Raw genomic sequence first — 25176 nt, 5'->3', positions numbered from 1 at the left:
GGCAGCATAGCAGCAGCCGGCAGATCCAGGTTGAGGCGGCGCACTGGAAACCGTGGACCGGAGAACCCCATGAAAAACGGCATCCCTTTTTCCGGGATGCCGTCCTGAAAGTGATCGCCTGACCAGAGCGGTCAGGCAGGCGACAGCCGCTAGATCATCGCTTCCTCGAACACCAGGCCCATCAGCGCGCCGATGGCCGCCAGCGTTCCCGGAAGATTCCAGCGCCGGCCCAGCGGGGCGGCAGGCGCCACGGCGGGAGCCGTGGCTTCCTGCTTGGGGCGGCGTGCATCGACGATCTGGGCAGTGCCGTGCTCCTGCTGGAGCTGGGCCACCAGTTCGGCCAGCGGGCCCTTGGCCAGCACTGGCGTGATCCTGCCAGCGCTGTCACCGAACACCGGCAGCAATTGGGCGAACAGCTTGTCCGCCCACTTGCCGCGCCAGCTTTCGCGCGCGCTGTGGCTCACCCATTTGCTGACCCGGTGGGTAATGCGCGGCGCGCAGGCCACCAGCAGCCAGTGCGAGGACTGGGCCTGCGGCGAGGCGGCCAGGGCCTGTACCAGAGGCAGAGCGTAGGAAGCGTCATCCACGTAGACGATGATGGGGTTCAAAGCAAGTCCTTGTCGAACTGGGTTTGCGGGAGTGGGAGAGGCAGGCGGCCGGGGCCGCCCTTGCCATGGATTGTCGCGAATCGGCGCGGGCGGCCCATCGGGCCAACCCGGCGCCCACCTCAACTTTTCAGCGGATCAGGCTCCGTGGGCGCCGGCCTTGGGAGCAGGACGGCGCGAAGCGATGTACTTGCCCAGTGCCAGCACCAGCAGGGCTCCGAACACGCTGGCACCGTACTTGAGCATGTCGGTCTGGGGCAGCTTGACCATCCAGTCCCACTTCTCCGTATTGGCGAAGACGGGGTCGGTGACCAGCATGCCGCCGGCAATCCAGCCCAGCAGCATGCCGCCGGCCACGATGATGATGGGGAAGCGCTCCATCAGCTTGATCACGAGCTGCGAGCCCCAGACGATGATGGGGATGGAGATCAACAGGCCCAGCACGACCAGCAGCATCTGGTGCTCGCCCGAGCTCTGGGCAGCGCCGGCGATGGCGATCACGTTGTCCACGCTCATCACCAGGTCGGCAACGATGATGGTCTTGATGGCGGCCAGCAGCTTGTCGCTGCCCTGGATGTTGTCGTGGCCGTCTTCATCAGGAGCAATCAGCTTGATGCCGATCCACACCAGCAGCAGTGCGCCGACGAACTTCAGGAAGGGCAGCGCCAGCAATGTCATCGCGAAGGCGATCAGGATGACGCGCAGGATGATGGCACCCGCCGTGCCCCAGATGATGCCCTTCTTGCGTTGCTCGGGCGGCAGCTTGCGGCAGGCCAGCGCGATCACGACCGCGTTGTCGCCGCCCAGCAGGATGTCGATGATGATGATTTGGCCCAGGGCCACCCAGAACGGGGCGTGAGTCAGAAAGTCCAAGTCCATAAGGTCCTCGCTGTTGAGTAAGGCCGGCGAGAACTCCTCCCTCCTGGAGAAACACCCACCGGCACAGAAAGACCGATGCAACGCCGCAGCGCCTACCCGGGCAAGGACATGCCTGGCTCAGGGGAGAACACATTGATCGACCGTCATCAGGTCCATCAAAGGTCTTGCTCGGCTGCGGTATGCACCGCAACCCGGAAGGCCGGAAGCTTGCGCTTCGTATTGACGACCATTCCGATGCCGGCACCGTGGCTTTGCAAAAACCACCCCCGCCGGCAGAGAGCTACTCCCCTTCGAACCTGTGGATTGCAACACAAAGCCGCCACGGCACGCAAGTGAAAAAACCCTTCATTTCCACGGGAAGCACAAGTCGCGCATCCCCCAGACCATTTATCTGCCTACCTCAAACGCTTCACTATCCATAGCAACCCTTGAGCCAACGGAGTGTTGCAGCCATGCCCGGCCGTGCGCGGGCAGGCGTCTTATCATCGCTGTCCCTTGCCCCTGACCGTCCATGACCGCACTGCACATCACCGACATCGAAGCCGCCATCAACTACTGGCGCGAGCGCCATCCGTCCCCGGACGGCGTGCTGCTGCAGCCCGAAGTACGGGCCCTGGCCGAGGTGTACGCGCTGATGATCTTCTGGCATGAGAGCGAAGTACAGGTTGAGGGCTTTCCCTCGCACGCCATGGCGGCCTGGCTGGCCTGGTACGACACCACGCCCGATACGCCATGCATTGCCATCTGCTCCACCAGCCAGGGCGACGAAAGATGCAAGGGCTGCGGCCGCAGCTTTGACGAAGTGCAGCTGTGGACCGCGATGGAACCGGCACAAAAGCGGATGGTCTGGCGCAGGATCACGGCAGAGGGCGACTCCTGGCGTTTCACCCGCTATGCAGAGCGTGCGGCCGAGCGCACGGACACATCGCGTGACTCTGGCTGATTGCTGGTTGATTGCCGGCTGATCTGCCGGATACCGCACCGGACCAGTGCGATGTTGCAGACGGCCTAACATCGGCCGCCATGCTGCAGACCGCCGCTTACCGCCACAGCCACCTCTGCCTCCGCCTTTGCTTGCGCCTCACGGCACGTGATGCGGGCGAGACGCGCGTGCCGGCCGGCAAGGCCTGGCCCGCCACGGCCACGCGCCTGCGCGAGCGTGACGCAGCACGGCTGAACATCGGCCCCCGACAGGCCGCACGGTCTTGATGCGCTGCCCTGCGCGGAACCGGGCAGCGTCGCTTCACTGAATCCGCTCTTCTTGCGCCGCCTTCATCCTGAAGCCTGAAGGCGGTTGGATTTTCACGCGTCTGCCCGGCCTCAATGCCAACCGACGAAGCGAGCCCTGCCGTGACCTGTCTAGCCCTTGCCCCAGCCGGGCATTCTTTTGCCGCCCCCTCTTTTTCCACGCTCTTGGGCCAGCTGCGCCAGCTGCGCCATCTGAGCGATACCGTGGCGCATCGCGCCCTGCCCCGCTGCGCGCCACGCCACGTCACCGAACTGCGCATCGACGTGATGCAGCCGCTGGTGGAGGGCGAGCTCGAAGCCATTCACGAGCGCCTGTACCAGCCCGGCAACAAGCTCCATGGCCTGGAGCGCCGCCCGTTGCACGACCCGCAGTTCCAGCTGCACTGGCGTGAAGCCGACGGCGAATGGTTTGCCTACGTGGAGGACATGGAGCGGCGCTGCCTGGCCGGCTACACGGTGTTCAATCGCCTGGTCGAGGTGGACAAGCGCACCGACCGCCGCGTGCGCTCGCCGCATTCGCGCTTTGCGCCGCATTACCAGCGGCGCGGCATTGCCAGCGCTGTGTATCGCAGCGTGCTGGACAAAGGCACCTGCCTGGTCAGCGGCGCACGCCAGTCACCGGGCGCCCACGGACTGTGGAACCATCTGGCGCGAAGCTATGACGGCCGATATGTGGGCATTGCGGACAGCAAGTCGCTCATCCATCTGGGCCGCAATGTGCCGGACGATGTCATGGACCGCCTGTCCACGCGCCGCATGCTGCTGGGCGCGGGCTGGACCGTGGAGTCCTTCGCCCAGGCCGTCCGGATGCAGTAGCCGGGTTGAGACGGGGACCTTGAGCGGGAGCCCGTTTACTTCCAGCGCAGCGGCTCGATGAAGACCGTGCCCAGGTTGCTGCTGAGCGTCAGCGCGCCTTCCTGGATGGTGGCCTGAAGCTGCATGCTGCGCTCGGCCAGCTCCGCCAGGGATTGGGATGTTTCAGAGGGAATGCGCCAGACCTGCAGCTTGTTCAGCCGCGCCAGCTTGCCCTCCAGGCCCTTCCACCAGACCTCGGCCGCATGGTGGAAGGCGTAGAGCACCACCGCATCGGATTTGTTGCAGGCCTTGGCGATGGGCTTTTCCTCGGGCTGGCCGACCTCGATCCACAGGCGCTTGGCGCCTGTGAAGTCGGTCAGCGAGACATCGGGGTCTTCGGGATCGGACAGGCCTGCGCCAAACGCCAGCGTGCCGTCGCCCTTGCACATGTCATTGAGCTGGTGTGCGTTGAGGGCCAGGGCCACCAGGCGCACCATCATGCGTTCGTCCGTCTCGCTGGGATGGCGCGCCAGGGTCAGCGCATGGTCGGCGTAGTAGCCGTGGTCGATGTCGGCGATGGACAGGTTCGCCTTGAAGATGGTGGATTTGAGGGCCATGAGACAGAACCTATCAAAAACAAGAGCTGCCGCAGCAAGCCTGTGCTTGCATCGGCAGCCCTGAATGGTTGAAGCGCGCCCTTCATGGCGCGGCAAAGGATGGATTAGACGCGGCGGGCCAGCTCGGCCGCCTTGCCCACATAGGAGGCAGGCGTCATGGCCAGCAGGCGATCCTTGTCGGCCTGGGGGATTTCCAGGCCGTTGATCAGGCGGTGCAGGTCTTCGGCCTGCACGGTCTTGCCGCGCGTGACTTCCTTGAGCTTTTCGTAGGCGCCCTGCACGCCGTAGCGGCGCATGACGGTCTGGATGGGCTCGGCCAGGACTTCCCAGGCGTGGTCCAGGTCTTCCTGCAGGCGCTCTTCGTTGAGTTCGAGCTTGTTCAGGCCCGTCATCAGCGAGCTGTAGGCCAGCGTGGCATAGCCCATGGCCACGCCGATGTTGCGCAGCACGGTGGAGTCGGTCAGGTCACGCTGCCAGCGCGAGATGGGCAGCTTTTCGGCCAGGTGCTTGAGCAGTGCGTTGGCCAGGCCCAGATTGCCTTCGGCATTCTCGAAGTCGATGGGGTTGACCTTGTGCGGCATGGTGGACGAGCCGATCTCGCCGGCCTTCAGGCGCTGCTTGAAGTAGCCCAGGGACACATAGCCCCAGACATCGCGCGAGAAGTCGATGAGGATGGTGTTGGCGCGTGCGATGGCGTCGAACAGCTCGGCCATGTAGTCATGCGGCTCGATCTGGATCGAGTAGGGCTGGAAGCTCAGGCCCAGACCCTGGGGCTCGGGCGACTCGATCACCTTCTTGCTGAAGGCTTCCCAGTCGAACTCGGGCCAGGCCGACAGATGGGCGTTGTAGTTGCCGACGGCGCCATTCATCTTGGCCAGGAGCTTGACCTCGGCGATGCGGGCAGCGGCCTTTTCCAGACGCACCAGCACGTTGGCGATTTCCTTGCCCACGGTGGTGGGGCTGGCGGTCTGGCCGTGCGTGCGGCTGAGCATGGGCACGGCCGCGTAGGCGTGGGCCATCTCGCGCAGCTTGGCGGTGATGCCCGTCAAGGCCGGCAGCAGCACGCTGTCACGACCGGCGCGCAGTTGCAGCGCATGGCTGGTGTTGTTGATGTCTTCGCTGGTGCAGGCGAAATGCACGAATTCGGCGGCCTTGAGCAGTTCGGGACGGCCGTCGAACTTGCCCTTGATCCAATACTCCACGGCCTTGACGTCGTGGTTGGTGGTCTTTTCGATGTCCTTGATGGCTACGGCATCGGCCTCGGAGAAGTTCTTCACCAGATCCTGCAGATAGACGCGGGCGCCTTCGGTCAGGGGCTTGAACTCGGCAAAGCCGGCGTCCGACAGGGCGATGAACCAGGTCACCTCCACCTGCACGCGGCGGTGCATGTATCCCATCTCGCTCATGATCGGGCGCAGAGGAGACAGTTTGGCGGCGTAGCGGCCGTCGAGCGGGGACAGGGCGGAGATGTGCGGCAGATTCATGGGCCGTGATTGTAGGTGCGTGCGGCAAAAACGGGGGCTGTAGGGGGAGATCGCCGGGCAGCGCATAGAATCGGCTGCCCGCCCATGGGCCGCCTCTTCGCCACGGAAAACAGCCATGAAACTGATAGGTTCCTCCACCAGCGCCTACGTACGCAAGGTACGCGTCGTACTGGCCGAGAAAAGGCTCGACTATCAGTTCGTCGAGGAAAACCCCTGGAGCCGCGAGCTGTCGCCGGGCACCGGCAACCCGCTGGGCAAGGTGCCGCGCCTGGTCATGGACGGCAGCGATGCCATGTTCGACTCGCGCGTGATCGTCGAATATCTGGACACACTTTCCCCGGTAGGCAAGCTGATCCCCGGCACAGGCCGCGAGCGTGCCGAGATCAAGACCTGGGAAGCCCTGGCCGATGGCGTGCTGGACGCCGGAGCTCTGGCCCGCCTCGAAGCCACCTGGGATGGCCGCAGCGAGGAGCAGCGTTGCCAGGCCTGGATAGACCGCCAGCTGGCCAAGGTGCGCGCCGCACTGAACGTGATGTCCCAGGGCCTGGGCGACAAGCCCTATTGCTGCGGCATCCACTTCACCCTGGCCGACGTGTGCGTGGGCTGTGCCCTGGGCTGGCTGGACTTTCGCTTTCCCGAACTGGACTGGCGCGCCGACCACCCCAATCTGGCCACCTTGCAGGCCAAGCTGGCGGAACGCGCCAGCTTTGCGGCCACACGCCCGCCTCAGCCCTGAAAACGGGTCACCCCCGCAACGACAACTGCAACGGCAACAAAAAAGGCCACCCGATGGGTGGCCTTTTTGCTGGCATAAAAAAGTTGCGAAGCATCCCGAAACGAATAAAGAGAGGGAGGGAGGAGAAGCGCTTCGGGCGGAACAGTTCAGGACTGTGGCCCCAGAGGCTTCGCAACGTGAAATTCGGTCTGGATACCCTCTCTCGTCAACCTGTCCAATAGATGAGCTACTTTTGCAGAAGTTCCAGGGGTCGGGGGCGGGAAAAATGTAACATTTTGACGAGGAGCGTCATTCTGCTGTAGGCCGTGTTCGATGGATGCTGACGGGATGGCGTCGGCCAGGGCCGACCACCTTCCCTCCCCGCATCCTCACACCAGAGCGGCCCCCGTGAAAACCGCTTCCCACAGGGCCTTGACCGGCGCACTGAGCGGTTCGGCCTGGCCGGGTACCAATTGGGCCGTCCGCTCGTCCAGCCGCGCCACGTGCTGCAGGCGGCGCAGTTCACGGTAGGCCCGGGCAGCCTGCTGGCCCACGCCTGCAGGCAGCAGGCCAGCCTCTTCCGCACGCTGCAGCAGCGCGATGTTGCCAAGATTGGCCATCAGACCCGGATGCAGGGCCGATTGCGAGAGAACCAGGTACTGGACGGCGAACTCCACATCGACCATGCCACCGGGACTGTGCTTGACGTCGAAGAGGCCGCCGCGCACCGGATGCGCAGTGCGAACGCGTTCGCGCATGGCCACGATCTCGTCGCGCAGGGCCGCGGCGTCGCGCGGTGCGGTGATCACGGCCTCGCGCACGGCGTCGAAGCGGGCCTGCAGATCGTCGCTGCCCAGCACGAAGCGCGCCCGCGTCATGGCCTGGTGCTCCCAGGTCCATGCCGTGTTGCTGCCGCGCTGCTGCTGGTAGTTGGCATAGGAGGCAAAACTGGTGACCAGCAGGCCGGAGTTGCCGTTGGGGCGCAGCGCGGTGTCGATCTCGAACAGGTCGCCCTCACCCGTCTTGACGGCCAGCCAGTTGATGAGCTTGCGCACAAAGGCGGCATAGATCTCGGAGGCGTGCTCGTCGTCGTCATCGAAGACGAAGACGATGTCCAGGTCGCTGCCGTAGCCCAGCTCCTTGCCGCCGAGCTTGCCGTAGCCAATGATGGCGAACTGCGGCGACTCGCGGTGGCGGTTCTTGAGCCGGCTCCAGCACCAGCTGGCCGTCACGCGCAGCACGCAGTCGGCCAGCGCACTGAGGTCATCCGCCACCTGCTCGACCGTGATGCGGCCCTCGATATCACGCGCCAGCGTGCGAAAGACCTCGGCATGGTGAGCGCGGCGCAGCAAGTTCAGCAGGGTTTCGTCGTCGTCCTCGCCCGTGGTCTGCAGCGCGGCCAGGCGCAGGGCCAGCTCATGCTCGAAATCCATGGGGGAGAAGCGCTCGCCCAGCATGGCGTCGTTGGCCAGCTCGTCGATCACGCCCGGGTGCTGCTGCAGATAGCGCGCGGGCCAGCGCGCCGCGCCCAGCAGGTCCAGCAGCCGCTCGTGCACGGCAGGGCGCTCCAGCAGCAGGGCCAGATAGCTTTCGCGGCGCAGCAGCGGCTCCAGCCAGTTCAGAAAGCGCACTGCGGCGTCTTCGGGCACGCTGCGCTCGGCCACCCATTGCGCCGTGCGCTGCACAAGGCGGAACAGCCGGCTGCGCGCCTCGTCGCGCAGGTTGGCGATGCGGGCGTTGCCGCGCCAGTCGGCCACGTGGGCGGCCAGGGCGGGCGGCAACTGCTCCATGAGTCCATCGATCTCGCGCGGCGTTCCTCCCTGGGCAGGGCTGCGGGCGCCGTTGCAGCGGCCCGCGCTGCATTGCGGCGGGGCCGAGCCGCCGAGCAGGGTGTCGAACTCCTCGGCCACCTTTTCGCGGTGGGCGTCGAACTGGTGCAGGAAGGCGCAGGTATCGGCAAAGCCCATGGTGCGCGCAATCCATTCGAGGTCGTCATCGCGCGTGGGCAGCACATGGGTCTGCTGGTCGTCCAGATACTGGATGCGGTGCTCGACACGGCGCAAAAAGGTATAGGCCGCGCCCAGGGCGTCGGCCACTTCCTGGCTCATGAGGCCGGCGCGCGCCAGGCGCCCCAGCGCCTCCAGCGTGGGGCGGCAGCGCAGCTCGGGGAACTGGCCGCCACGCACCACCTGCAGCAATTGCACGGTGAATTCGATCTCGCGGATACCGCCGCGCGAGAGCTTGACGTCATTGGAGCGGCCGGGATGGCCCGCGCTGCGCCGCGCCGCATGCTCGCGGATCTGGCGGTGCAGCGAACGCAGCGCATCGAAGACCGCGTAATCCAGATAGCGGCGAAAGACGAAAGGCAGGACCACGGCGCGCAGCGCCTGCACCTGCGTGGAGCGCACGCTGTCCATGGGCGCCACCACCCGGCTCTTGAGCCAGGCGAAGCGCTCCCACTCGCGGCCATGGGTCTGCAGATACTCTTCCAGCGAGGCCAGCGAGACAGCCGACGGCCCCGAGTTGCCGTTGGGCCGCAGCGCCAGGTCCACGCGGAACACGAATCCGTGCTCGGTGGTGTCGCCGATCAGGCCATAGATGCCTTTGACAACGCGCGCGAAGTACTCATGGTTGGAGAGAACGCCGCGCCCGTCAGGCAGGCCGGCCGTGTCGCCGTCCTGCTCGTAGACGTAGATCAGGTCGATGTCGCTGGAGACATTGAGCTCGCGCGCGCCCAGCTTGCCCATGCCGATGATCCACAGCTGCACGGGCCGGCCCTCGGGGCCTTGCGGTGCGCCATGGCGCGCATCGAGTTCGGCACGCACCTGGATGCAGGCGCGCTCCAGCGCCAGCTCGGCCAGCTCGGTCACGGCCCGCGTGACCACGGCCAGCGGCGCCTGCTGCTCGCAGTCGAGCACCATGGTGCGCTCCATGACCAGCTGGCGCAGCACGCGCAGCGCGGCCGACAGGTCCAGCCCGCGCTCCAGCAGCGCCGCCAGGGCCTGCTCCATGGAGGCGCGCTCGGGCGGGCCCGGCGGCAACAGGCTCAACTCGTCGCCATAGCGACGATGCAGCCGTTGGTGGAAACGGGAATAGGCGGCCTGTGCGGGGACATTCAAGGCCGTGTCTGCCATTGCGTGCTCTGAGGATTGCATACGGAACGCGAAAGAAGCGGCCACTCACGCGCAGAGGGATCGCAGCAACCCTTGGTTACCGTCCGGTCCCTGGGGGGGCCGGTCATAATTCCCGTCATAGCTGATGCCGCCGATGATCGAACCGAAACCGCACCCCACACGCCTGACCCGTTGGATGGCCGGCCTTGCGCGGTGGTCACTGGGGCTGGTCCTGGCCTTCTGGCTGGTCCTGGGCTCCGTGTGGGGGGTGCTCCATGGCTGGATTGTGCCGCGAATCGGCGAATGGCGTCCTCAGCTGGAATCCCTGGCCTCACGCACGCTGGGCCTACCCGTGCACATAGGCAGCATCACGGCCCGCAGCGAGGGACTGGTCCCCCGGTTCGAGCTGGGCGACGTGGTGGTCGAAGACCCAGAACACTCCGCGGACGCCCTGCGCCTGCCCAGCGTGGTGGTGGCCGTTTCGGCCCGCTCGCTGATGCGCCTGGGCGTGGAGCAGATCTATATCGACCGCCCCGAACTCGTGGTCCGCCGCGCGGCCGATGGCCGTGTCTTCGTGGCCGGCATCGAGATCAGCCCTTCATCGGGCGGGGACAATGCCGCCACCGACTGGCTGTTTTCCCAGACCGAGCTGGCCCTGCGTGGCGGCAGCCTGCTGTGGGAGGACGAGCTGCGCCAGGCACAGCCGCTGGCCTTGCGCGATGTGGACCTGGTGCTGCGCAACAAGGGCTGGAGCCACGGAATCCGCCTGGATGCCACGCCGCCCGAAGGCTGGGGCGAGCGCTTCATGCTCGCCGGCCTGTTCCGCGAGCCGCTGCTGTCCACGCACGAGGGCAACTGGCAGCGCTGGAGCGGACAGGCCCATGCGATGTTCACGCAGATCGACCTGTCCCGGCTCGGGCAGTACATGGATACGTCCGACCTGCGCCTGCAGCAGGGCCGGGGCGCACTGCGCGCCTGGATCGACCTGCGCCAGGGCCAGCCCGTGGGTGCCATGGCCGATGTGGCGGTGAATGCCCTGCAACTGCAGTGGCGCGAGAACCTGGAGCCGCTGCAACTGCAGGCGCTGACGGGCCGGCTGAGCGTGCAGCACCAGGATGGCTGGCGCTTCGCCGCGCAGAACCTGGAGTTCTCCACGGGTGACGGCCTGCACTGGCCTGCCGGCAATCTGCGCGCGCGCTACAACCCTGCGGGCGCCAGCACGCAGGGGGCGCTGGGCGAGCAGGGCGAGTTCCAGGCCGATGGCATTGACCTGGCCATCCTCGCCCAGCTGGGCCAGCGCCTGCCGCTGCCCGAGCAGCTGCAGCGCCATCTGGCCGACATGGCCCCGGCCGGCCAGCTGCGCCAGTTCCAGGGAAGCTGGCGCGGTCCGCTGCAGGCTGTGCAGCAGTACAAGGCCAGCGGCGAGCTGCAGCAGCTGTCGATCGACGGAGTGGCATCGTCCGAAGGCCCCACGAAGCCGGGCATGCCCGGCATCAAGGGCCTGAACGCGCGCTTTTCGCTGGACCAGGACGGCGGACAGGCGCAGCTGGAGATGGAGGGCACGGGGCAGCAGCCGGCCGCACTGTCCTTTCCTGGCGTCTTCGAGGAACCCGAGATCCCGCTGCACCGCCTGCAGGCCAGCCTGCGCTGGCAGTTGCGCGGCCAGGCCATCAGCGTGCAGGTGCCCAGCCTGCGCTTTGCCAACGATGACACCGAGGGCGAGGCCCGTGCGCAATGGCACACCGGCGACGGCAGCGACAAGCACCCGCGCTTTCCGGGCGTGCTGGACCTGCAGGGCCAGTTGCGCAACGCAGACGGCACGCGCGTGCACCGCTACCTGCCGCTGGAAATCCCCGCCGATGCGCGCCACTACGTGCGAGAGGCCATCCACGCCGGGCGCGCAAGCACGGTGAACTTCAAGGTGCGCGGCCACCTGGACCACGTGCCGGCCGAAAAGCCCAGCCAGGGCGAGTTCCATATCGCTGCCAAGCTGCATGACGTGCACTATGAATATGTGCCGCCCCATCTGCTCACGCATGGCGAGGCGCCCTGGCCGGCTCTGGTCGATCTGTCGGGTGAGCTGGTCTTCGACCGTTCATCGATGGCCGTGCGCAATGCACGCGGCGAGTTCGCGGGCTACCCGCAGCTGCAGATGCGCGACATCCAGGCCAGCATTCCCAACCTGGGCCACACCGAGGTGGCCGTCACCGCCAAGGGCCAGGGCCCGCTGGCCGACATGCTGGGCGTGGTCAAGACCTCGGCCCTGTCGGCGCTGACCGGGCACGTGCTGGACGGCAGCGAGGCCACGGGCGCCGCGCAACTGGCCCTGCAGCTGCAATTGCCCATCGACCATCTGGACCGCAGCAAGGTGTCTGGACAGGTCACGCTGGCGGGCAACTCCCTGCAGCTCGATGATCAGACGCCCCATCTGAGCCAGTTGCGCGGGGCCGTCAAGTTCTCCGAAACCGGCTTCTCGCTGGCCGGCCTGCAGGCGCGCGCGCTGGGCGGTGAGCTGCGCGCCGATGGCGGCATGCAGGCGCTGGCGCGCAATGCGCCGGCCACCGAATCGTCCGTCAAGGTGCGCGTGCAGGGCACGGCCACGGCACAGGGGCTGCGCGAAGCCAGGGAACTGGGCTGGGTGGCCGACCTGGCCCGCCATGCCGAAGGCCAGTCGCCCTATTCCCTGCTGCTGAAGGTGCGGCGCGGAACACCCGAAATCCAGGTCCAGTCCAGCCTGCAAGGCATGCGCATCAACCTGCCCGCCCCGCTGGGCAAGGCGGCGGAGTCCATCCAGCCATTGAACGTGAGCCACCAGCTCGCACCCGCCAGCTTCACCTCGCCCGATGCCCCGCTGCGCGACCAGATCAGCGTGCAACTGGGCGATACGGGCTCGGTGTTCTATGAGCGCGACATCAGTGGCAAGCACAGCCGTGTGCTGCACGGCAGCATCCTCATCGGCCAGGAAGCGGGCACGGCCTCCACTTCGGGCCAGGGCGTGCAGGCCCACGTGCAGCTGCCGCTCTTCAATCTCGACGACTGGCTGGCACTGGCGCCGCAGCCCAGCGGCGCCAAGCCGGAGCCCGCCGATGCCGCGGACCCTGCGCGCGAATACCTCCCAGACCGGCTGACCCTGCGCGTCAAGCAGCTGCAGGCCAAGGGACGGCAGCTGCACGACGTGGTGGCGGGCATCTCGCGCGATGGCGGCTCGTGGCACAGCAACCTCGCCTCCCAGGAGCTTGACGGCTACGTGGGCTTTCGCGAAGGCACGGATGCCCAGCCCGAAGGGCAGTTGGTGGCCCGGCTGTCGCGCCTGACGGTGCCCGAGGCCAAATCCGACCGCGTGGATGCCCTGTTCAGCGAGGGGCCGCGCCAGTTGCCGGCCCTGCAGATCGTGGTGGACGACATGCACCTGTCAGGCCACGCCCTGGGCCGCCTGGAAGTGGAGGCCCGCAACCGCCCCGTTCCCGGCGATGCGGCGGCGCGCGAATGGCAGTTGTCACGCTTCAACATCGCCACGCCCGAGGCCACGCTGACGGCCAGCGGCCAGTGGCGCCTGCCCCAGGGCCAGTCCGAGCACCCGGGGCGCAGCCAGTTGCAGTTCCAGCTGGACCTGCGCGACGTGGGCAAGCTGCTCACGCGCTTTGACATGCCTGGCGTGGTGGGCAACGGCAAGGGCGTGCTGCAGGGCTCGGCGGGCTGGACGGGCTCGCCCATCACGCCCGACTTCCGCAGCCTCTCTGGCTCCATGCACCTGGATGTGCAGACCGGCCAGTTCCTCAAGGCCGAGCCGGGCCTGGCCAAGCTGCTGAGCGTGCTCAGCCTGCAGGCGCTGCCCCGCCGGCTGACGCTGGATTTCCGCGATGTGTTCAGCAACGGCTTCGCCTTCGACTTCATGCGCGGCGACGTGCAGATCACCGACGGCGTGGCGCGCACCAACAACATGCAGATGAAGGGCGTCAACGCCGCCGTGCTGATGGAGGGCACGGCCGACCTGGTCCAGGAGACGCAGAATCTGCATGTGGTGGTGGTGCCCGAGATCAATGCCATGACGGCCTCCCTGGTGGCCACGGCCATCAACCCCGTGGTCGGCCTGGGCAGCTTCCTGGCGCAGGTGCTGCTGCGCGGCCCGCTGATCGCGGCGGCCACCAAGGAATTCCGCATCGACGGCAGCTGGGACGAGCCCCAGGTCACGGCCCTGCCGCGGCGCCGGGCCACGACACCCTCCGATCCTGCCGCCAACAGCCCCGCCAGCACGCCCTCCGGCGCCACCGAGCCCGCTTCTTCAGGAGAGAACCCATGAAAATCGCAGCCCTGCAAATGGTGTCGGAACCCGATGTGCGCGCCAACCTCGACCAGGCGCTGGCACTGCTGCGCCAGGCGCGCGACCAGGGGGCCGAACTCGCGGCCCTGCCCGAGTATTTCTGCGCCATGGGTCTGCGCGACACCGACAAGCTGGCCTACCGCGAGAGCTTCGGCGCAGGCCCCATCCAGGACTTCCTGCGCCGCGCCGCGCGCGAGCTGCAGCTGTGGATCGTCGGCGGCACCCTGCCCCTGGTGGCCGATGACGACGCCCACGTGCTCAACAGCTCCCTGGTGTTCTCGCCCGAGGGCGAATGCGTGGCGCGCTACGACAAGATCCACCTGTTCCACTACGACAACGGACGCGAGCGCTACACGGAAGCCGCCGTGGTCCAGGCGGGCCACACGCCCGTGACCTGCGACATCACCGCGCGCGAGGGCGAGACCTGGCGCCTGGGTCTGAGCGTGTGCTACGACCTGCGTTTTCCCGAGCTGTACCGCCGCCTTGCCGAGCAGGGCGCCGACCTGCTGCTGGTGCCCGCCGCCTTCACCCACATCACGGGTCTGGCGCACTGGGAAGTGCTGCTGCGCGCCCGCGCCATAGAAAACCAGGCCTACCTGCTGGCGCCCGCCCAGGGCGGCCACCATGAAAACGGCCGCCGTACCTGGGGCCACAGCCTGCTGGCCGATCCCTGGGGCATGGTGCTGGCGCAGCAGGCCGAGGGCGCCGGCGTGGTGCTGGGCGAGATCAAGCGCGAGCGCCTGGCGCATGTGCGCCGCCAGCTGCCGGCCCTGGAGCACCGCGTCCTGTGAATCCAACGCACCCGCCCATGTCGCCGATGTCGCCCATGCCCGAAGGCCGCTGGCCCTGGCGCCGCTGGCGCACGGCCTGGCGCCGCTGGTCGCTGTGGAGCCTGCTGGTCGCCCTGGTCCTGAGCATGCTCGTCACCATGGTCTGGCTGGCCGGGCGCTATGAGGCCTCCCAGGTCCAGGACAAGCTGGAGCGCGACACGGCCAATGCCGTGGCCGACATACGCGCCGCGCTCAACCGCAACCTGCAGGACCTGCAGGCGCTGAACGCGCCCGACAACGAGCCCGCCGAATGGAAGACCCGCGCTGCCGAGCTGCTGCAGGTGCGCCGCGAGCTGATGCGCATCGAGTGGCGCGACGCGGGCCTGCAGATCCGCTCCCATGCCGAGACCCCCTATCGCAACGTGCAGTGGGAAGACCAGCTGCGCACGAACAACACCCACCCCGAGGCCGTGCTGACCTGCACCCACGCGCGCCGCCTCAACGGCCCCGCCTACTCGCCCAGCTACTTCCAGCTGCTGGCCGAGGGCCTGGGCACGGAGATGATGGAGGTCTGCCTGCCGCTGACGCAAAGCGGCCACATCATCGGCTTCGTCATCGGCACCTACAGCCTGCAAAGCCTGCTGATCACCCAGGTCAGCAAGAACCTGCCGCGCACCCAGGAAGTGTCCTTCACCGAGCCCGACGGCACGCGCTTGGCCCTGCTGGGCGCCTCCTGGCGCGGCACGCGCATGTTCACGGCGCAGCAGCTGCTGGATCTGCCCGGCAGCACCCTGGTGCTGCGCATGGACAGCTGGCACCGCGCGCCCAGCGTGTTCCCCAACGTGCTCACGGCCCTGGTGACGCTGATGTCCATCGCCCTGGTCTCCGTGGTCGCCGTGCTGGTGCGCGACAACCGCCGCCGCCTGCGTGCCGAGCGCGACCTGGGCGATGCGCTGGCCTTTCGCAAGGCCATGGAGGACTCGCTGGTCACGGGCCTACGCGCGCGCGACCTGCAGGGCCGCATCAGCTATGTGAATCCGGCCTTCTGCAACATGGTGGGCTTCACGGCCGAGGAGCTGCTGGGCCTGAGCATCGCGCCCTACTGGCCGCCTGAGCGCGCCGAAATCTACGCGCGCCGGCGCGACAACCGCCTGTCCGGCAACGCACCGCCGCCGCGCGAGGGCCACGAAAGCATCTTCATGCGCAAGGACGGCACACGCATTCCGGTGCTGATCTTCGAGGCGCCGCTGATCAACGCCCAGGGCCAGCACACGGGCTGGATGAGCGCCTTCATCGACATCAGCGAGCAAAAGCGCATGGAAGAGATCTCGCGCGCCTCGCAGGAGCGCCTGCAGGCCACGGCCCGCCTGGCCACCGTGGGCGAAATGGCGTCGCTGCTCAGCCATGAACTCACCCAGCCGCTGGTGGCCATCTCCAGCTACGCCACGGGATCGCTGAACATGCTGGGCAGCGACGACGGTGCGGCAGGCAGCGCCGGCAACGAAGCCCATCTGCGCCAGCAGTTGCAGGACTTGCGCATGGCCATGGAGCGCATCAGCTTCCAGGCCGACCGTGCAGGCCGCGTGATCAAGAGCGTGCGCGACTTCGTGCGGCGGCGCGACCAATCACGCGAAGTCATAGGTGCCGCCGAACTCATAGACGCCGTGCTGCCGCTGGTCAGCCTGCAGGCGCGCAACCTGGGCGTGCGCGTGACCACCGATATCGAGCCCGGCCTGTCGCCCGTGCTCTGCGATCCGACCATGATCGAGCAGGTGCTGCTCAACCTGGCGCGCAACGGCATGCAGGCCATGGACTCGCCCGAGACCGTGGACCGCGAACTGCAGTTGCGCGTGCGGCGCGCGGCCGCCAGCACGCGCCGCAGCTGGGTGGAATTCGCCGTCATCGACTGCGGCAGCGGCATCCCCAAGCATGTGGCGGAGCAGTTGTTCACGCCCTTCTTTACCACGCGCAACGAGGGCATGGGCCTGGGCCTGAGCCTGTGCCGCACCGTGGTCGAACAGCATGGCGGCCACCTGCAGCACAGCCCGCACAGCCCGCGCGGAACCGTCTTCGCCTTCACGCTGCCGACCCACAACCCGGCACAGGTGGAACCATAGATGGAACAATAGGCCCATGGAACCTGTACCCGACGCCACCGTCTACATCGTCGATGACGACACCGATGTACGCGAAGCGCTGGCCTGGCTGCTGCGCTCGCGCCGCCTGCTCAGCGAATGCTATGACAGCGCAGAGGCCTTCGACGCCATGCTGCAGTCGCGCCCGCCGCCACGCAATCCCTGCTGCCTGCTGCTGGACATGCGCATGGGCGGCATGAGCGGGCTGGCGCTGTTCAACCTCATGCTGGAGCGCAACCAGATCGCGGGCATGCCCGTGATCTTCCTGACCGGCCATGCCGACGTGCCCACGGCCGTGGACACGGTCAAGCGCGGCGCCTTCGATTTCTGCGAGAAGCCCTTTTCGGACAACGCGCTCGTGGACCGCATCGAGCAGGCGCTGGAACTGTCAGCCCAGCACCAGGCCGAGACCCGCGCTCGCGAGGCCGTGCGTGCGCGCTTCAACGAACTGACGGAGCGCGAGCGCGACGTGATGCGGCTGGTGGTGGAGGGCATTCCCAACAAGCTCATCGCCGACCAGCTGGACATCAGCGTGCGCACCGTCGAAGTCCACCGCGCGCGCGTCTTCGACAAGATGCAGGTCAAGTCGGCCGTGGAACTGGCCAACCTGCTGCGCACGCACGGCTGACGTCTTCAGAAATACGTGGCGATCACGTCGACCACGTCGTAGCCATCGTTGACGACGGCCATCTGCCGCCATTTGTCGAAGGTCAGGCAGGGGTGGGAGATATCGAAGGCCAGCATGTCGCCGACGCGCAGGCCATCGTCCTCGGCCACCTTCAGGAAAGCATGCTGGTCCATCATGGCCGTGACCTCCCAATGGGGCGGTGCGGCCACCGGCGCGGCATCACCGGGGCGGTAGCGCAGCGCGGGCCGGGGCGGCACGGCCTCGAAGGCGGTATCGCGCTTGCCCAGCGCCACGATGGCGCGGCCAGGCTCGGGCAGTGACTGCACATAGGCCCAGACCTGCAGCGCAGGCAGCAGGCTGGCACGCATCTGCTGCGCCACGGGATTGGTCTGGTCGATGCGCTGCTGCGCTGCCTGGTAGATGCCCGCGTCATGCGTGAGATAGCAGCCGGGGCGCAGCACCAGATCCAGCGCTCCCCCTATATCGGCCTTGCCGAATTCCTGGGCCACCACGTCGTACCAGGCCGAGCCGGCCCCCGTGAGCACGGCTGGGCTGCGCTGCAATCGTCCGTCGCTTGCGAGCCGCTCAAGCCAGTGAACGGCGCGCCGCAGCAGGGTGCGGATGGCATCCTCTTCCTTGAGCACGCCTTCGTAGACCTCGATGCCGGCCAGTTGCACGGCCGCGCCAGCCCTTGCCAGCGCGTCCAGCAGCGGCTGCATCTGCGCATCGGAGCGCACACCCGTGCGCCCGCCGGGCGGGCCCAGCTCGATCAGGACCTGCACGGACTGGCCCGCCGCGCCAAAGAAGGCCGCCAGTTGCTCGACCTGCTCGGCGCAGTCCACCAGGCAGAAGAACTCGAAACCGGGATCAGCCAGCAGCTCGGCCACGGTGGCCATATTGCGCCGTCCGATCAGTTGGTTGGCCATGAGCACGCGGCGCACGCCGTGGGCATGGGCCACGCGTGTCTGCTGGGCGGTTGCCAAGGTGATGCCCCAGGCGCCCGCATCAATCTGCTGGCGGAACAGGCGGGGCGCCATGGTCGTCTTGCCGTGGGGCGCGAGCTTGGCGCCGTAGGCGTCCACAAAGCGCTGCATCCAGGCCAGGTTGTGCGCCAGGCGCGACTGCGAGAGCACGGCGGCCGGCAGGCCCAGATCCTCGCGCAGCAGGTTCCAGCCCTGCGCTGCGGCGTCCTGCGGCGCGCTGGGCGCCGACAGTGCACCCAGGCCCTTGTCGAGCGGGCTGACCACGTCGGCCATGCCTGCTGTGCTTGCTTCACTCATACGACTCCCCATTGATGGATGGGTGCCAGCATAGGGCAAGGCAGGTGGCCACCCACGCAAAAACGCCCCGCGTTGCGGGGCGTTGCATCCGAGCCAGAGCCGGGATCAGCGGGGCTGCTGGTACTGGGGCTGGTATTGCGGCTGCTGGTATTGCGGCTGCTGTTGATACTGGGGCTGCTGCTGATGTTGCTGCGGGATCTCGCCCACGAAGATTTCCACGCGGCGGTTCATGGCGCGGCCGCTGGCCGAGTCGTTGGAAGCCACGGGCTGGTGCGAGCCACGGCCTTCGGTGGCGATGCGAGCGCCCGAGACGCCGCGCATCGTCAGGTAGTTGCGCGTGCTGTTGGCGCGGTCCAGCGACAGCGGGTTGTTGATGGCGTCCGAGCCCGTGCTGTCGGTGTGGCCGATGATGCGCACCTCGGCATTGGGGTTGTTGCGCAGGCCTTCGGCGAAGCGGTCCAGGATGGGGGCGAAGTTGCCCTTGATGTCGGAACGGTTGGTATCGAACGAGATGTCGCTGGGAATGTCCAGCTTGAGCTGGTTGTCGGCCGTCTGGCTCACGTTCACGCCCGTGCCCTGGGTGGCCTGCTCCATCTCGCGCTTTTGCTTTTCCATGTTCTGCGACCAGATGTAGGTGCCCAGTGCACCCACGCCGGCACCGATCACGGCGCCCGTGCCGGCTCTGCCGCCGGTGACCGCGCCCAGCACGGCGCCGGCTGCAGCGCCCACGCCAGCGCCCGTGGCCGTTCGGCGCTGGGTGTCGCTCATGTTCGCGCAGCCGGAGATGAACAGTGCGGCAGCCGTTGCGGCGGCCAGAACGATGTGCTTGCGCATGGGAAACTCCTTTTGAATCTTGGGGACGCGCCGTGCGGTAGCGCCAGGGTCCCCATTGTGGAAAGCAGGCTGAGCACAGCCTATCAGTGCGGGCAGGGCATACCCGTAGGACGGCGCCCGCTCCGCGAGGCTGCCTCCACGGCCGTCACGGGCCGCTGCGATCCTGCCCGGGAGAGGGTTTGTCTGGAGACGGATGCGAATCCCGTGGCGTGTCCACGGGCAACTCGCCCTTGCGGCGCCCGGAGAACATGGTCCACCACACAATAGCGACCAGAATCACCAAGGCCAGCAGTGCTTCGAGCAAAATCAACCCCATGAATTTCCACCTCCTGCGCCATGCCGCGATGGCGCTGATTGTAGGGACGCTGGTCGCCTGCACGACCACCACCAAGCCGGTCTATGACCCTTCGCCCGTGCCCGACCTGCAGCCGGGAGGCCCGGTCACCGTGACACCCAGGCCCCCGCTGGTCACGAGCACCCCCACCAAGAGCCGCTGGATCGCAGCCGACTGGAGCGAATTGCCCGGCCTGCAGGAAGACGCGCTGCACGAAGCCTGGAATGCCTGGCTCAAGAACTGCGAACGGCCCAGTTCGGTCTTCGCGGGCCTGTGCCGGGACGTGCGCCAGTTGAGCATTGCCACGGGCGACGAGCAGCGCGCCTGGCTCATGGCCAATCTGCAGCCCTACCGCATCGAAGCGCTGGGCGGTGGCCCGGACGGCATGCTGACCGCCTACTACGAGCCGCTGTTCGAGGCACGGCGCCTGCCGGGCGACGGCTTCAACGTGCCGCTGTACAAGACGCCGGCCGGCGCCGGCTTCGGCAGCCGCAAGCCCTGGTTCTCGCGCCAGCAGATCGAGACGATGCCCGAGGCCCAGGCGGCCCTGGCCGGCCGCGCCATCGCCTGGATGCGCGACCCCGTCGATGCGATGGTGCTGCACATCCAGGGATCGGGGCGCCTGAACATCACCGAGCCCACAGGCGCGCAACGCACGATCCGCGTCGCCTTTGCGGGCACCAATGACCAGCCCTACAAGAGCGTGGGCCGCTGGCTGCTGGACCAGGGACTGGTGCGCGACGCCACCTGGCCCGGCATCAGCGCCTGGGTGGCCGCCAACCCCGGCCGCGTCAATGAAATGCTGTGGAGCAACCCGCGCTATGTCTTCTTCCGCGAGGAGCCCCTGGAAGGCCTGGACCTGCAATTCGGCCCCAAGGGCGCCCAGGGCGTGGCCCTGACGCCAGGCCGCTCCATCGCCGTGGACAAGCAGAGCATTCCCTACGGCACGCCGGTCTGGCTGTCCACATCCGGGCCCACCGTGGCCCTGAACCGCCTGGTCTTTGCGCAGGACACGGGCAGCGCCATCGTCGGCGCCGTGCGCGCCGACTACTTCATGGGCTGGGGCCCGGAAGCCGGCGACCTGGCCGGCCGCATCAAGCAGAACCTGCGCCTGTGGGCCTTCTGGCCGCGCGCCCTGGCGAGCCAGGCACCGCACTTGAGGTGACCCCCTGAGCGGCTACGCCGCTTCCTCCCGCTTTGGGGTGCGCCGGTTTTATCCTTTACGCCAAGGCTCGCCCCGCATGGCACAAGACCAGCGCAGACACACCTCTATCCACTGTCCTTCGCTCTGGCGCAGCCCAACGCCAGGGGCGCCGAGCAAGAGCCGCCTCGCGGCGAGGGCGCCGTCCCCCTCAGGGGGAAGGCGCGCAGCGCCTCAGGGGGTATCAAAATACCTCGTGACGCGCGGCGGTTCCTTGCCCTTGTGATAGGCCAGCTTGCGGTCGCGCAGGGCCACGTCGGCGGCAGTGACGCGGTCGAAGCGGCGCAGGTGCTCGGTCCAGGACTCGTCGATGATCTGCTCCACGTAGCGCTCGGGGTGGCTCATGCTGTGCAGCAGGCTCCAGCCCAGCGCGCCCTGGCGCATGCGGCTGCGGCGGCTTTCCTGCATGAGGGCGCGGAAGGCCTCGGCCTGGGTGGGGTCGATCTGGTACTCGATGGTGACGACCACGCGGCCGGCTTCGGGGATGTTGACCTCAGGGCGCTGGAAGGCCTTGGAGGGACTCAAATCCTCCTCGATCTGGCGGTCGCGCACCAGGCGCTGGACCAGCAGCATGCAGACCACGCCGCTGGCGGCGGCCACCATGAGGCTGCCCCGCACGCCCACCATGCTGGCCACCTGTCCCCAGAGCGCGGCGCCTGTCGCCGTACCGCCCATGATGGACATCTGGTAGATGGACATGCCGCGCGCCCGCACCCAGTTGGGCAAGGCCATCTGGGCCGAGACGCCCAGCACGTTGGCGGTGGAGATCAGCGCCATGCCGGCCAGCATCATGGCCGGCACGGCCATGTAGACATTGGGCGACAGGGCCACGGCCAGCGTGGCCAGCGCATGCACGGCGGAGCCCGACCGGATCAGACTTTCCTTGGACATGGCCTGGCGCAGGCGCGGCAGGAACATGGCGCCCACGATGGCGCCCGCACCCATGGAGGCCAGCAGCAGCGTGAAGGTCTCGGCGCCGCCCCCGCCCTCGGTGGGGCCGTGCAGGCGCTGGGCCACCAGGGGCAGCAAGGCCATCACGGCCGTGCACTGCAGGAAGAAACACACCGTGCGCGCCAGCACCGCATGCATGCGGGGCGACTCGCGCACGAACTGCAGGCCCACGCGCATGGCCGAGGGCAGGCGCTCGCGGCCCAGCGGGTTGGCCACGTGGCGGCGCTTCCAGCGGATCAGCACGATGCCCGAGAGGATGGACAGCACGGCGTTCAGCACGAACACCCAGGCGCTGCCCAGGCTGGCGATGATGGCGCCTGCCACCAGGGGGCCGATGATGCGCGAGGCGTTCATGGCCACGGCATTGAGCGCCATGGCAGAGGGCAGGTGGTGCTTGGGTACGAGTTCGGGGATCAGCGCCGAGAACACGGGCCAGCGCATGGCCAGGCCGATGCCGTTGGCAAAGGTCAGCACCAGCAGCCAGTGCGCCGTCATCTGGCCCGACAGCACGAACAGGCACAGCACCAGGGCCACGGCCGCCACCCAGAACTGGGTGACGATGAAGTAGCGGCGCCGGTCCAGGATGTCGGCCAGCGCGCCGCTGGGCAGGCCCAGCAGGAAGACGGGCAGCGTGGAGGCCGATTGCACCAGGGCCACGAGCACGGGCGAGGTGGTCAGCGAGGTCATGAGCCAGGCCGCCGCCACATCGTTCATCCACATGCAGGTGTTGGCCGCCATCCAGATCAGCCAGAGCATGCGGAAGGTGGGGCCGGACAGCGGCGCCCAGACGCCCTGCTGGGCCTGGGCCGCCTTCTGGCCTTCGGCCTCGGCAGCCGCCTTGTCGGCGGCCGTCATGCCTGACGGGTCTTCGATCAGGGTGCCCGGCGCCCCCATGCCCGAAGGCTCGGCCGGGGGCGGGGTGGAAGGCTCGGATTCAGAGGCAGGCGGCTGGGCGGGGACTGGTGTTGTTTGTTCTGCGGCCATGTGCCCCTGATTCTCGGCCCAAACGCGGGGGTGGCGCCAGAAATGGTTGTTGCACTAAGAACCACGATCACCGCCTTGCGCGGCAGGCGTTTTGCGCTACTTTTGCAGGAGCACACTGTCGCTTCGGCGCGACCTTCACAGGCCAGTCCGCCGGCCTGCGGCTACTGGTCCGGCAGGCCCTTGCCCGCCATGGGCCCCAGCTGGGACAGGGGCAGTGCATGGCTGGACTTGATCTCGCCCAGCGAGAAACTGGTCTGCATGTCCTTCACATTGGGCAGGTTCAGCAGCGTGTTGCGCGCGAACTGCGCAAAGCTGTCCAGGTCGCGCGCCACCACCTGCAGCTCGAAGGTGCCGGTTCCGCTGATGTAGTGGCAGGTCACGACCTCGGGCAGCTTGCGGATGGCGTCCTCCATCTCCAGCGTCAGCGTGCCGGCCGTGCGCACGGCATCGAGCCGCACGAAGGCCAGCACGCCCAGGCCGATCTTGTGGCGGTCGATGTCGGCGTGGTAGCCGCGGATGAAACCCGCCTCCTCCAGCGCCCGCACACGGCGCCAGCAGGGCGCGGCCGACAGGCCCACGCGCTGGGCCAGCTCGGCATTGGTCAAGCGTGCGTCGGCCTGAAGGTGGCCGAGGATGGCAATGTCGAATTTGTCCAAAGTTTGCACAAAACACCGTTTTCAAGAAAGATCCTTGCTCAGGATACTTGAAACAGCGCAAAGAAAGCAAAGACCTATCAGACGAGCACGAATACACTGAAAAAAGGCGATTTGGTTCAGACAACGAGTGCCGTGCATGCCTCTTTCCCGTTCCGGGCAGGACATGACAGGGCGCCGACCATCGATGGAGACAAGCCATGAATGCCCCACTGCCCGAAGACGTGCGCCGCGCCCTGGAGACGGTCACTCTCGACGACAAATACGCTCTGCAGCACGGCCGTGCATTCATGAGCGGAGTACAGGCCCTTGTGCGCCTGCCCATGCTGCAGCGCCAGCGCGACGCTGCAGCGGGCCTGAACACCGCAGGCTTCATCAGCGGCTACCGGGGCTCCCCGCTGGGCGGCTATGACCAGGCGCTATGGGCCGCGAAAAAGCACCTCGAATCCAACAACATCGTCTTCCAGCCCGGCGTCAATGAAGAGCTGGGCGCCACGGCCGTCTGGGGCACGCAGCAGCTGGATCTCTATCCCGAGACCAAGAAGTTCGACGGCGTCTTCGGCCTGTGGTACGGCAAGGGCCCGGGCGTGGACCGCTGCTCCGACGTGTTCAAGCACGCCAACATGGCGGGCACGGCCAGGCACGGCGGCGTGATCGCGCTGGCCGGCGACGACCACATCAGCAAGAGCAGCACGGCCGCCCACCAGAGCGACCACATCTTCAAGGCCTGCGGCACGCCGGTGTTCTTTCCCAGCAATGTGCAGGACATCCTGGACATGGGGCTGCACGCCTTTGCCATGAGCCGCTTCTCCGGCCTGTGGTCGGGCATGAAGACCATCCAGGAGGTGGTGGAGTCCTCGGCCAGCGTGTCGGTGGAGCCGGACCGCGTGAACATCATCCTGCCCGAGGACTTCCAGATGCCGCCCGGCGGCCTGCACATCCGCTGGCCCGATGCGCCGCTGGAGCAGGAACAGCGGCTGATGAATTACAAGTGGTATGCCGCCCTGGCCTATGTGCGCGCCAACCGGCTCAACCACAACGTGATCGACGGTCCCAACGACCGCTTCGGCCTGATCGCCAGCGGAAAGGCCTACAACGACATGCGCCAGGCCCTGGCCGACCTGGGCCTGGACGACGACACCTGCCGCCAGCTGGGCATACGCGTGCACAAGGTCAACGTGGTCTGGCCGCTGGAGGCCACCATCACGCGCGACTTCGCGCGCGGCCTGCAGGAAATCCTGGTGGTGGAGGAAAAGCGCCAGGTCATCGAATACCAGATCAAGGAAGAGCTCTACAACTGGCGCTCCGACGTGCGGCCCAACGTGGTCGGCAAGTTCAGCGATGAGCACGGCGGCGAATGGTCGGTGCCCAATCCCAGCCAGGACTGGCTGCTGCGCCCCAATGCGGACCTGACGCCGGCCCTCATCGCGCGCGCCATCGTCCAGCGCCTGACCAAGATCGGCGTGCCCGAACACATCGCCCAGCGCATGCACGAGCGCATTGCCGTGCTGGACGCCCGCGAGGCCGCGCTCAAGGTGGCCCAGAGCCAGCCCACGGGCGACCGCGTGCCATGGTTTTGCAGCGGCTGCCCGCACAACACCAGCACCCGCGTGCCCGAGGGCAGCCGCG

Annotated in this window: 19 protein-coding genes and 1 pseudogene; 10 read left to right on the top strand and 10 right to left on the bottom strand. The window is 67.4% G+C overall.

All coding sequences use genetic code 11. From position 1 onward, the window contains the following. Window positions 1–149 precede the first annotated feature (149 nt). Both ACM14_RS21405 and ACM14_RS21400 read right to left on the bottom strand, forming a co-directional pair. Complete coding sequence (locus ACM14_RS21405; RefSeq protein ID WP_065347262.1) at window positions 150–608, bottom strand: hypothetical protein; 459 nt, start codon at window positions 606–608, stop codon at window positions 150–152. 135 nt (window positions 609–743) lie between these two features. Beyond that, on the bottom strand, window positions 744–1484 hold the full coding sequence (locus ACM14_RS21400; protein ID WP_012202789.1) for a TerC family protein: 741 nt from the start codon (window positions 1482–1484) through the stop codon (window positions 744–746). A 511-nt stretch (window positions 1485–1995) separates the two neighbouring features. Here ACM14_RS21400 and ACM14_RS21395 point away from each other — a divergent pair. The 3 genes from ACM14_RS21395 to ACM14_RS21385 all read left to right on the top strand — a co-directional run bounded on the left by ACM14_RS21395 (window position 1996) and on the right by ACM14_RS21385 (window position 3548). Continuing rightward, window positions 1996–2427 (top strand): DUF3717 domain-containing protein, encoded by a 432-nt coding sequence (locus tag ACM14_RS21395; RefSeq protein ID WP_012202788.1) that lies wholly within the window; start codon window positions 1996–1998, stop codon window positions 2425–2427. A gap of 131 nt (window positions 2428–2558) precedes the next feature. After that, the gene (locus ACM14_RS32650; RefSeq protein ID WP_256974509.1) at window positions 2559–2693 is read left to right on the top strand and encodes a hypothetical protein; all 135 of its coding nucleotides are present in this window, start codon (window positions 2559–2561) and stop codon (window positions 2691–2693) included. Between the two features lie 141 nt (window positions 2694–2834). Beyond that, complete coding sequence (locus tag ACM14_RS21385) at window positions 2835–3548, top strand: hypothetical protein (RefSeq protein ID WP_065347261.1); 714 nt, start codon at window positions 2835–2837, stop codon at window positions 3546–3548. 35 nt (window positions 3549–3583) lie between these two features. On the opposite strand, the gene ACM14_RS21380 is transcribed toward ACM14_RS21385, so the two are convergent. Together ACM14_RS21380 and purB are read right to left on the bottom strand one after the other, a co-directional pair. Then, on the bottom strand, window positions 3584–4144 hold the full coding sequence (locus ACM14_RS21380) for a YaeQ family protein (protein ID WP_012202786.1): 561 nt from the start codon (window positions 4142–4144) through the stop codon (window positions 3584–3586). Window positions 4145–4248: 104 nt separating this feature from the next. Further along, window positions 4249–5628 (bottom strand): adenylosuccinate lyase, encoded by a 1380-nt coding sequence (gene purB, locus ACM14_RS21375; RefSeq protein WP_065347260.1) that lies wholly within the window; start codon window positions 5626–5628, stop codon window positions 4249–4251. A 115-nt stretch (window positions 5629–5743) separates the two neighbouring features. Between purB and ACM14_RS21370 the strand changes: the two genes are divergently transcribed. Further along, the gene (locus ACM14_RS21370; protein WP_013804599.1) at window positions 5744–6364 is read left to right on the top strand and encodes a glutathione S-transferase family protein; all 621 of its coding nucleotides are present in this window, start codon (window positions 5744–5746) and stop codon (window positions 6362–6364) included. 368 nt (window positions 6365–6732) lie between these two features. On the opposite strand, the gene glnE is transcribed toward ACM14_RS21370, so the two are convergent. Continuing rightward, entirely contained in the window at window positions 6733–9477 is a 2745-nt protein-coding gene (gene glnE / locus ACM14_RS21365) for a bifunctional [glutamate--ammonia ligase]-adenylyl-L-tyrosine phosphorylase/[glutamate--ammonia-ligase] adenylyltransferase (protein ID WP_065347259.1), read from the bottom strand. 133 nt (window positions 9478–9610) lie between these two features. Between glnE and ACM14_RS21360 the strand changes: the two genes are divergently transcribed. Genes ACM14_RS21360 through ACM14_RS21345 form a run of 4 tightly spaced genes read left to right on the top strand, consistent with a single transcriptional unit; the run spans window position 9611 to window position 17310 of the window. Then, on the top strand, window positions 9611–13756 hold the full coding sequence (locus ACM14_RS21360) for a YhdP family protein (RefSeq protein ID WP_065347258.1): 4146 nt from the start codon (window positions 9611–9613) through the stop codon (window positions 13754–13756). Next, a complete protein-coding gene (locus ACM14_RS21355) occupies window positions 13753–14568 on the top strand; it encodes a carbon-nitrogen hydrolase family protein (RefSeq protein ID WP_065347257.1) in 816 nt (271 codons plus the stop codon). Before ACM14_RS21360 ends, ACM14_RS21355 begins: the two co-directional genes overlap by 4 nt. A 26-nt stretch (window positions 14569–14594) precedes the next feature. Next, window positions 14595–16664, top strand: a complete 2070-nt coding sequence (locus tag ACM14_RS21350; protein WP_170962152.1) for a nitrogen regulation protein NR(II) — start codon at window positions 14595–14597, stop codon at window positions 16662–16664. A 16-nt stretch (window positions 16665–16680) separates the two neighbouring features. Further along, window positions 16681–17310, top strand: a complete 630-nt coding sequence (locus ACM14_RS21345; RefSeq protein WP_012202778.1) for a response regulator transcription factor — start codon at window positions 16681–16683, stop codon at window positions 17308–17310. 5 nt (window positions 17311–17315) lie between these two features. Here ACM14_RS21345 and ACM14_RS21340 read toward each other — a convergent pair whose 3' ends face one another. The 3 genes from ACM14_RS21340 to ACM14_RS32115 form a co-directional block, all read right to left on the bottom strand. Beyond that, window positions 17316–18590, bottom strand: a complete 1275-nt coding sequence (locus ACM14_RS21340; RefSeq protein WP_065347256.1) for an amino acid deaminase — start codon at window positions 18588–18590, stop codon at window positions 17316–17318. A gap of 105 nt (window positions 18591–18695) precedes the next feature. After that, window positions 18696–19424: an OmpA family protein gene (locus tag ACM14_RS21335; protein WP_016449372.1), complete on the bottom strand. Its 729-nt coding sequence runs from the start codon at window positions 19422–19424 to the stop codon at window positions 18696–18698. A 145-nt stretch (window positions 19425–19569) separates the two neighbouring features. Beyond that, window positions 19570–19740, bottom strand: coding sequence for a hypothetical protein (locus ACM14_RS32115; RefSeq protein WP_016449371.1), 171 nt, complete (start codon window positions 19738–19740; stop codon window positions 19570–19572). Here ACM14_RS32115 and ACM14_RS21330 point away from each other — a divergent pair. Further along, complete coding sequence (locus tag ACM14_RS21330; protein ID WP_065347255.1) at window positions 19739–20923, top strand: murein transglycosylase A; 1185 nt, start codon at window positions 19739–19741, stop codon at window positions 20921–20923. The genes ACM14_RS32115 and ACM14_RS21330 overlap by 2 nt on opposite strands. A gap of 210 nt (window positions 20924–21133) precedes the next feature. On the opposite strand, the gene ACM14_RS21325 is transcribed toward ACM14_RS21330, so the two are convergent. Together ACM14_RS21325 and ACM14_RS21320 are read right to left on the bottom strand one after the other, a co-directional pair. After that, a complete protein-coding gene (locus ACM14_RS21325; RefSeq protein WP_063327528.1) occupies window positions 21134–22894 on the bottom strand; it encodes an MFS transporter in 1761 nt (586 codons plus the stop codon). A 161-nt stretch (window positions 22895–23055) separates the two neighbouring features. Further along, a complete protein-coding gene (locus ACM14_RS21320) occupies window positions 23056–23559 on the bottom strand; it encodes an Lrp/AsnC family transcriptional regulator (RefSeq protein ID WP_012202773.1) in 504 nt (167 codons plus the stop codon). Window positions 23560–23747: 188 nt separating this feature from the next. Between ACM14_RS21320 and ACM14_RS21315 the strand changes: the two are divergent. Then, window positions 23748–25176, top strand: a pseudogene (locus ACM14_RS21315) (indolepyruvate ferredoxin oxidoreductase family protein); the annotation flags it as partial.

This window comes from Delftia sp. JD2 (assembly GCF_001682645.1).
Lineage (GTDB): Bacteria > Pseudomonadota > Gammaproteobacteria > Burkholderiales > Burkholderiaceae_C > Comamonas > Comamonas acidovorans.
This window is presented reverse-complemented; position numbering and strand designations above follow the sequence as displayed.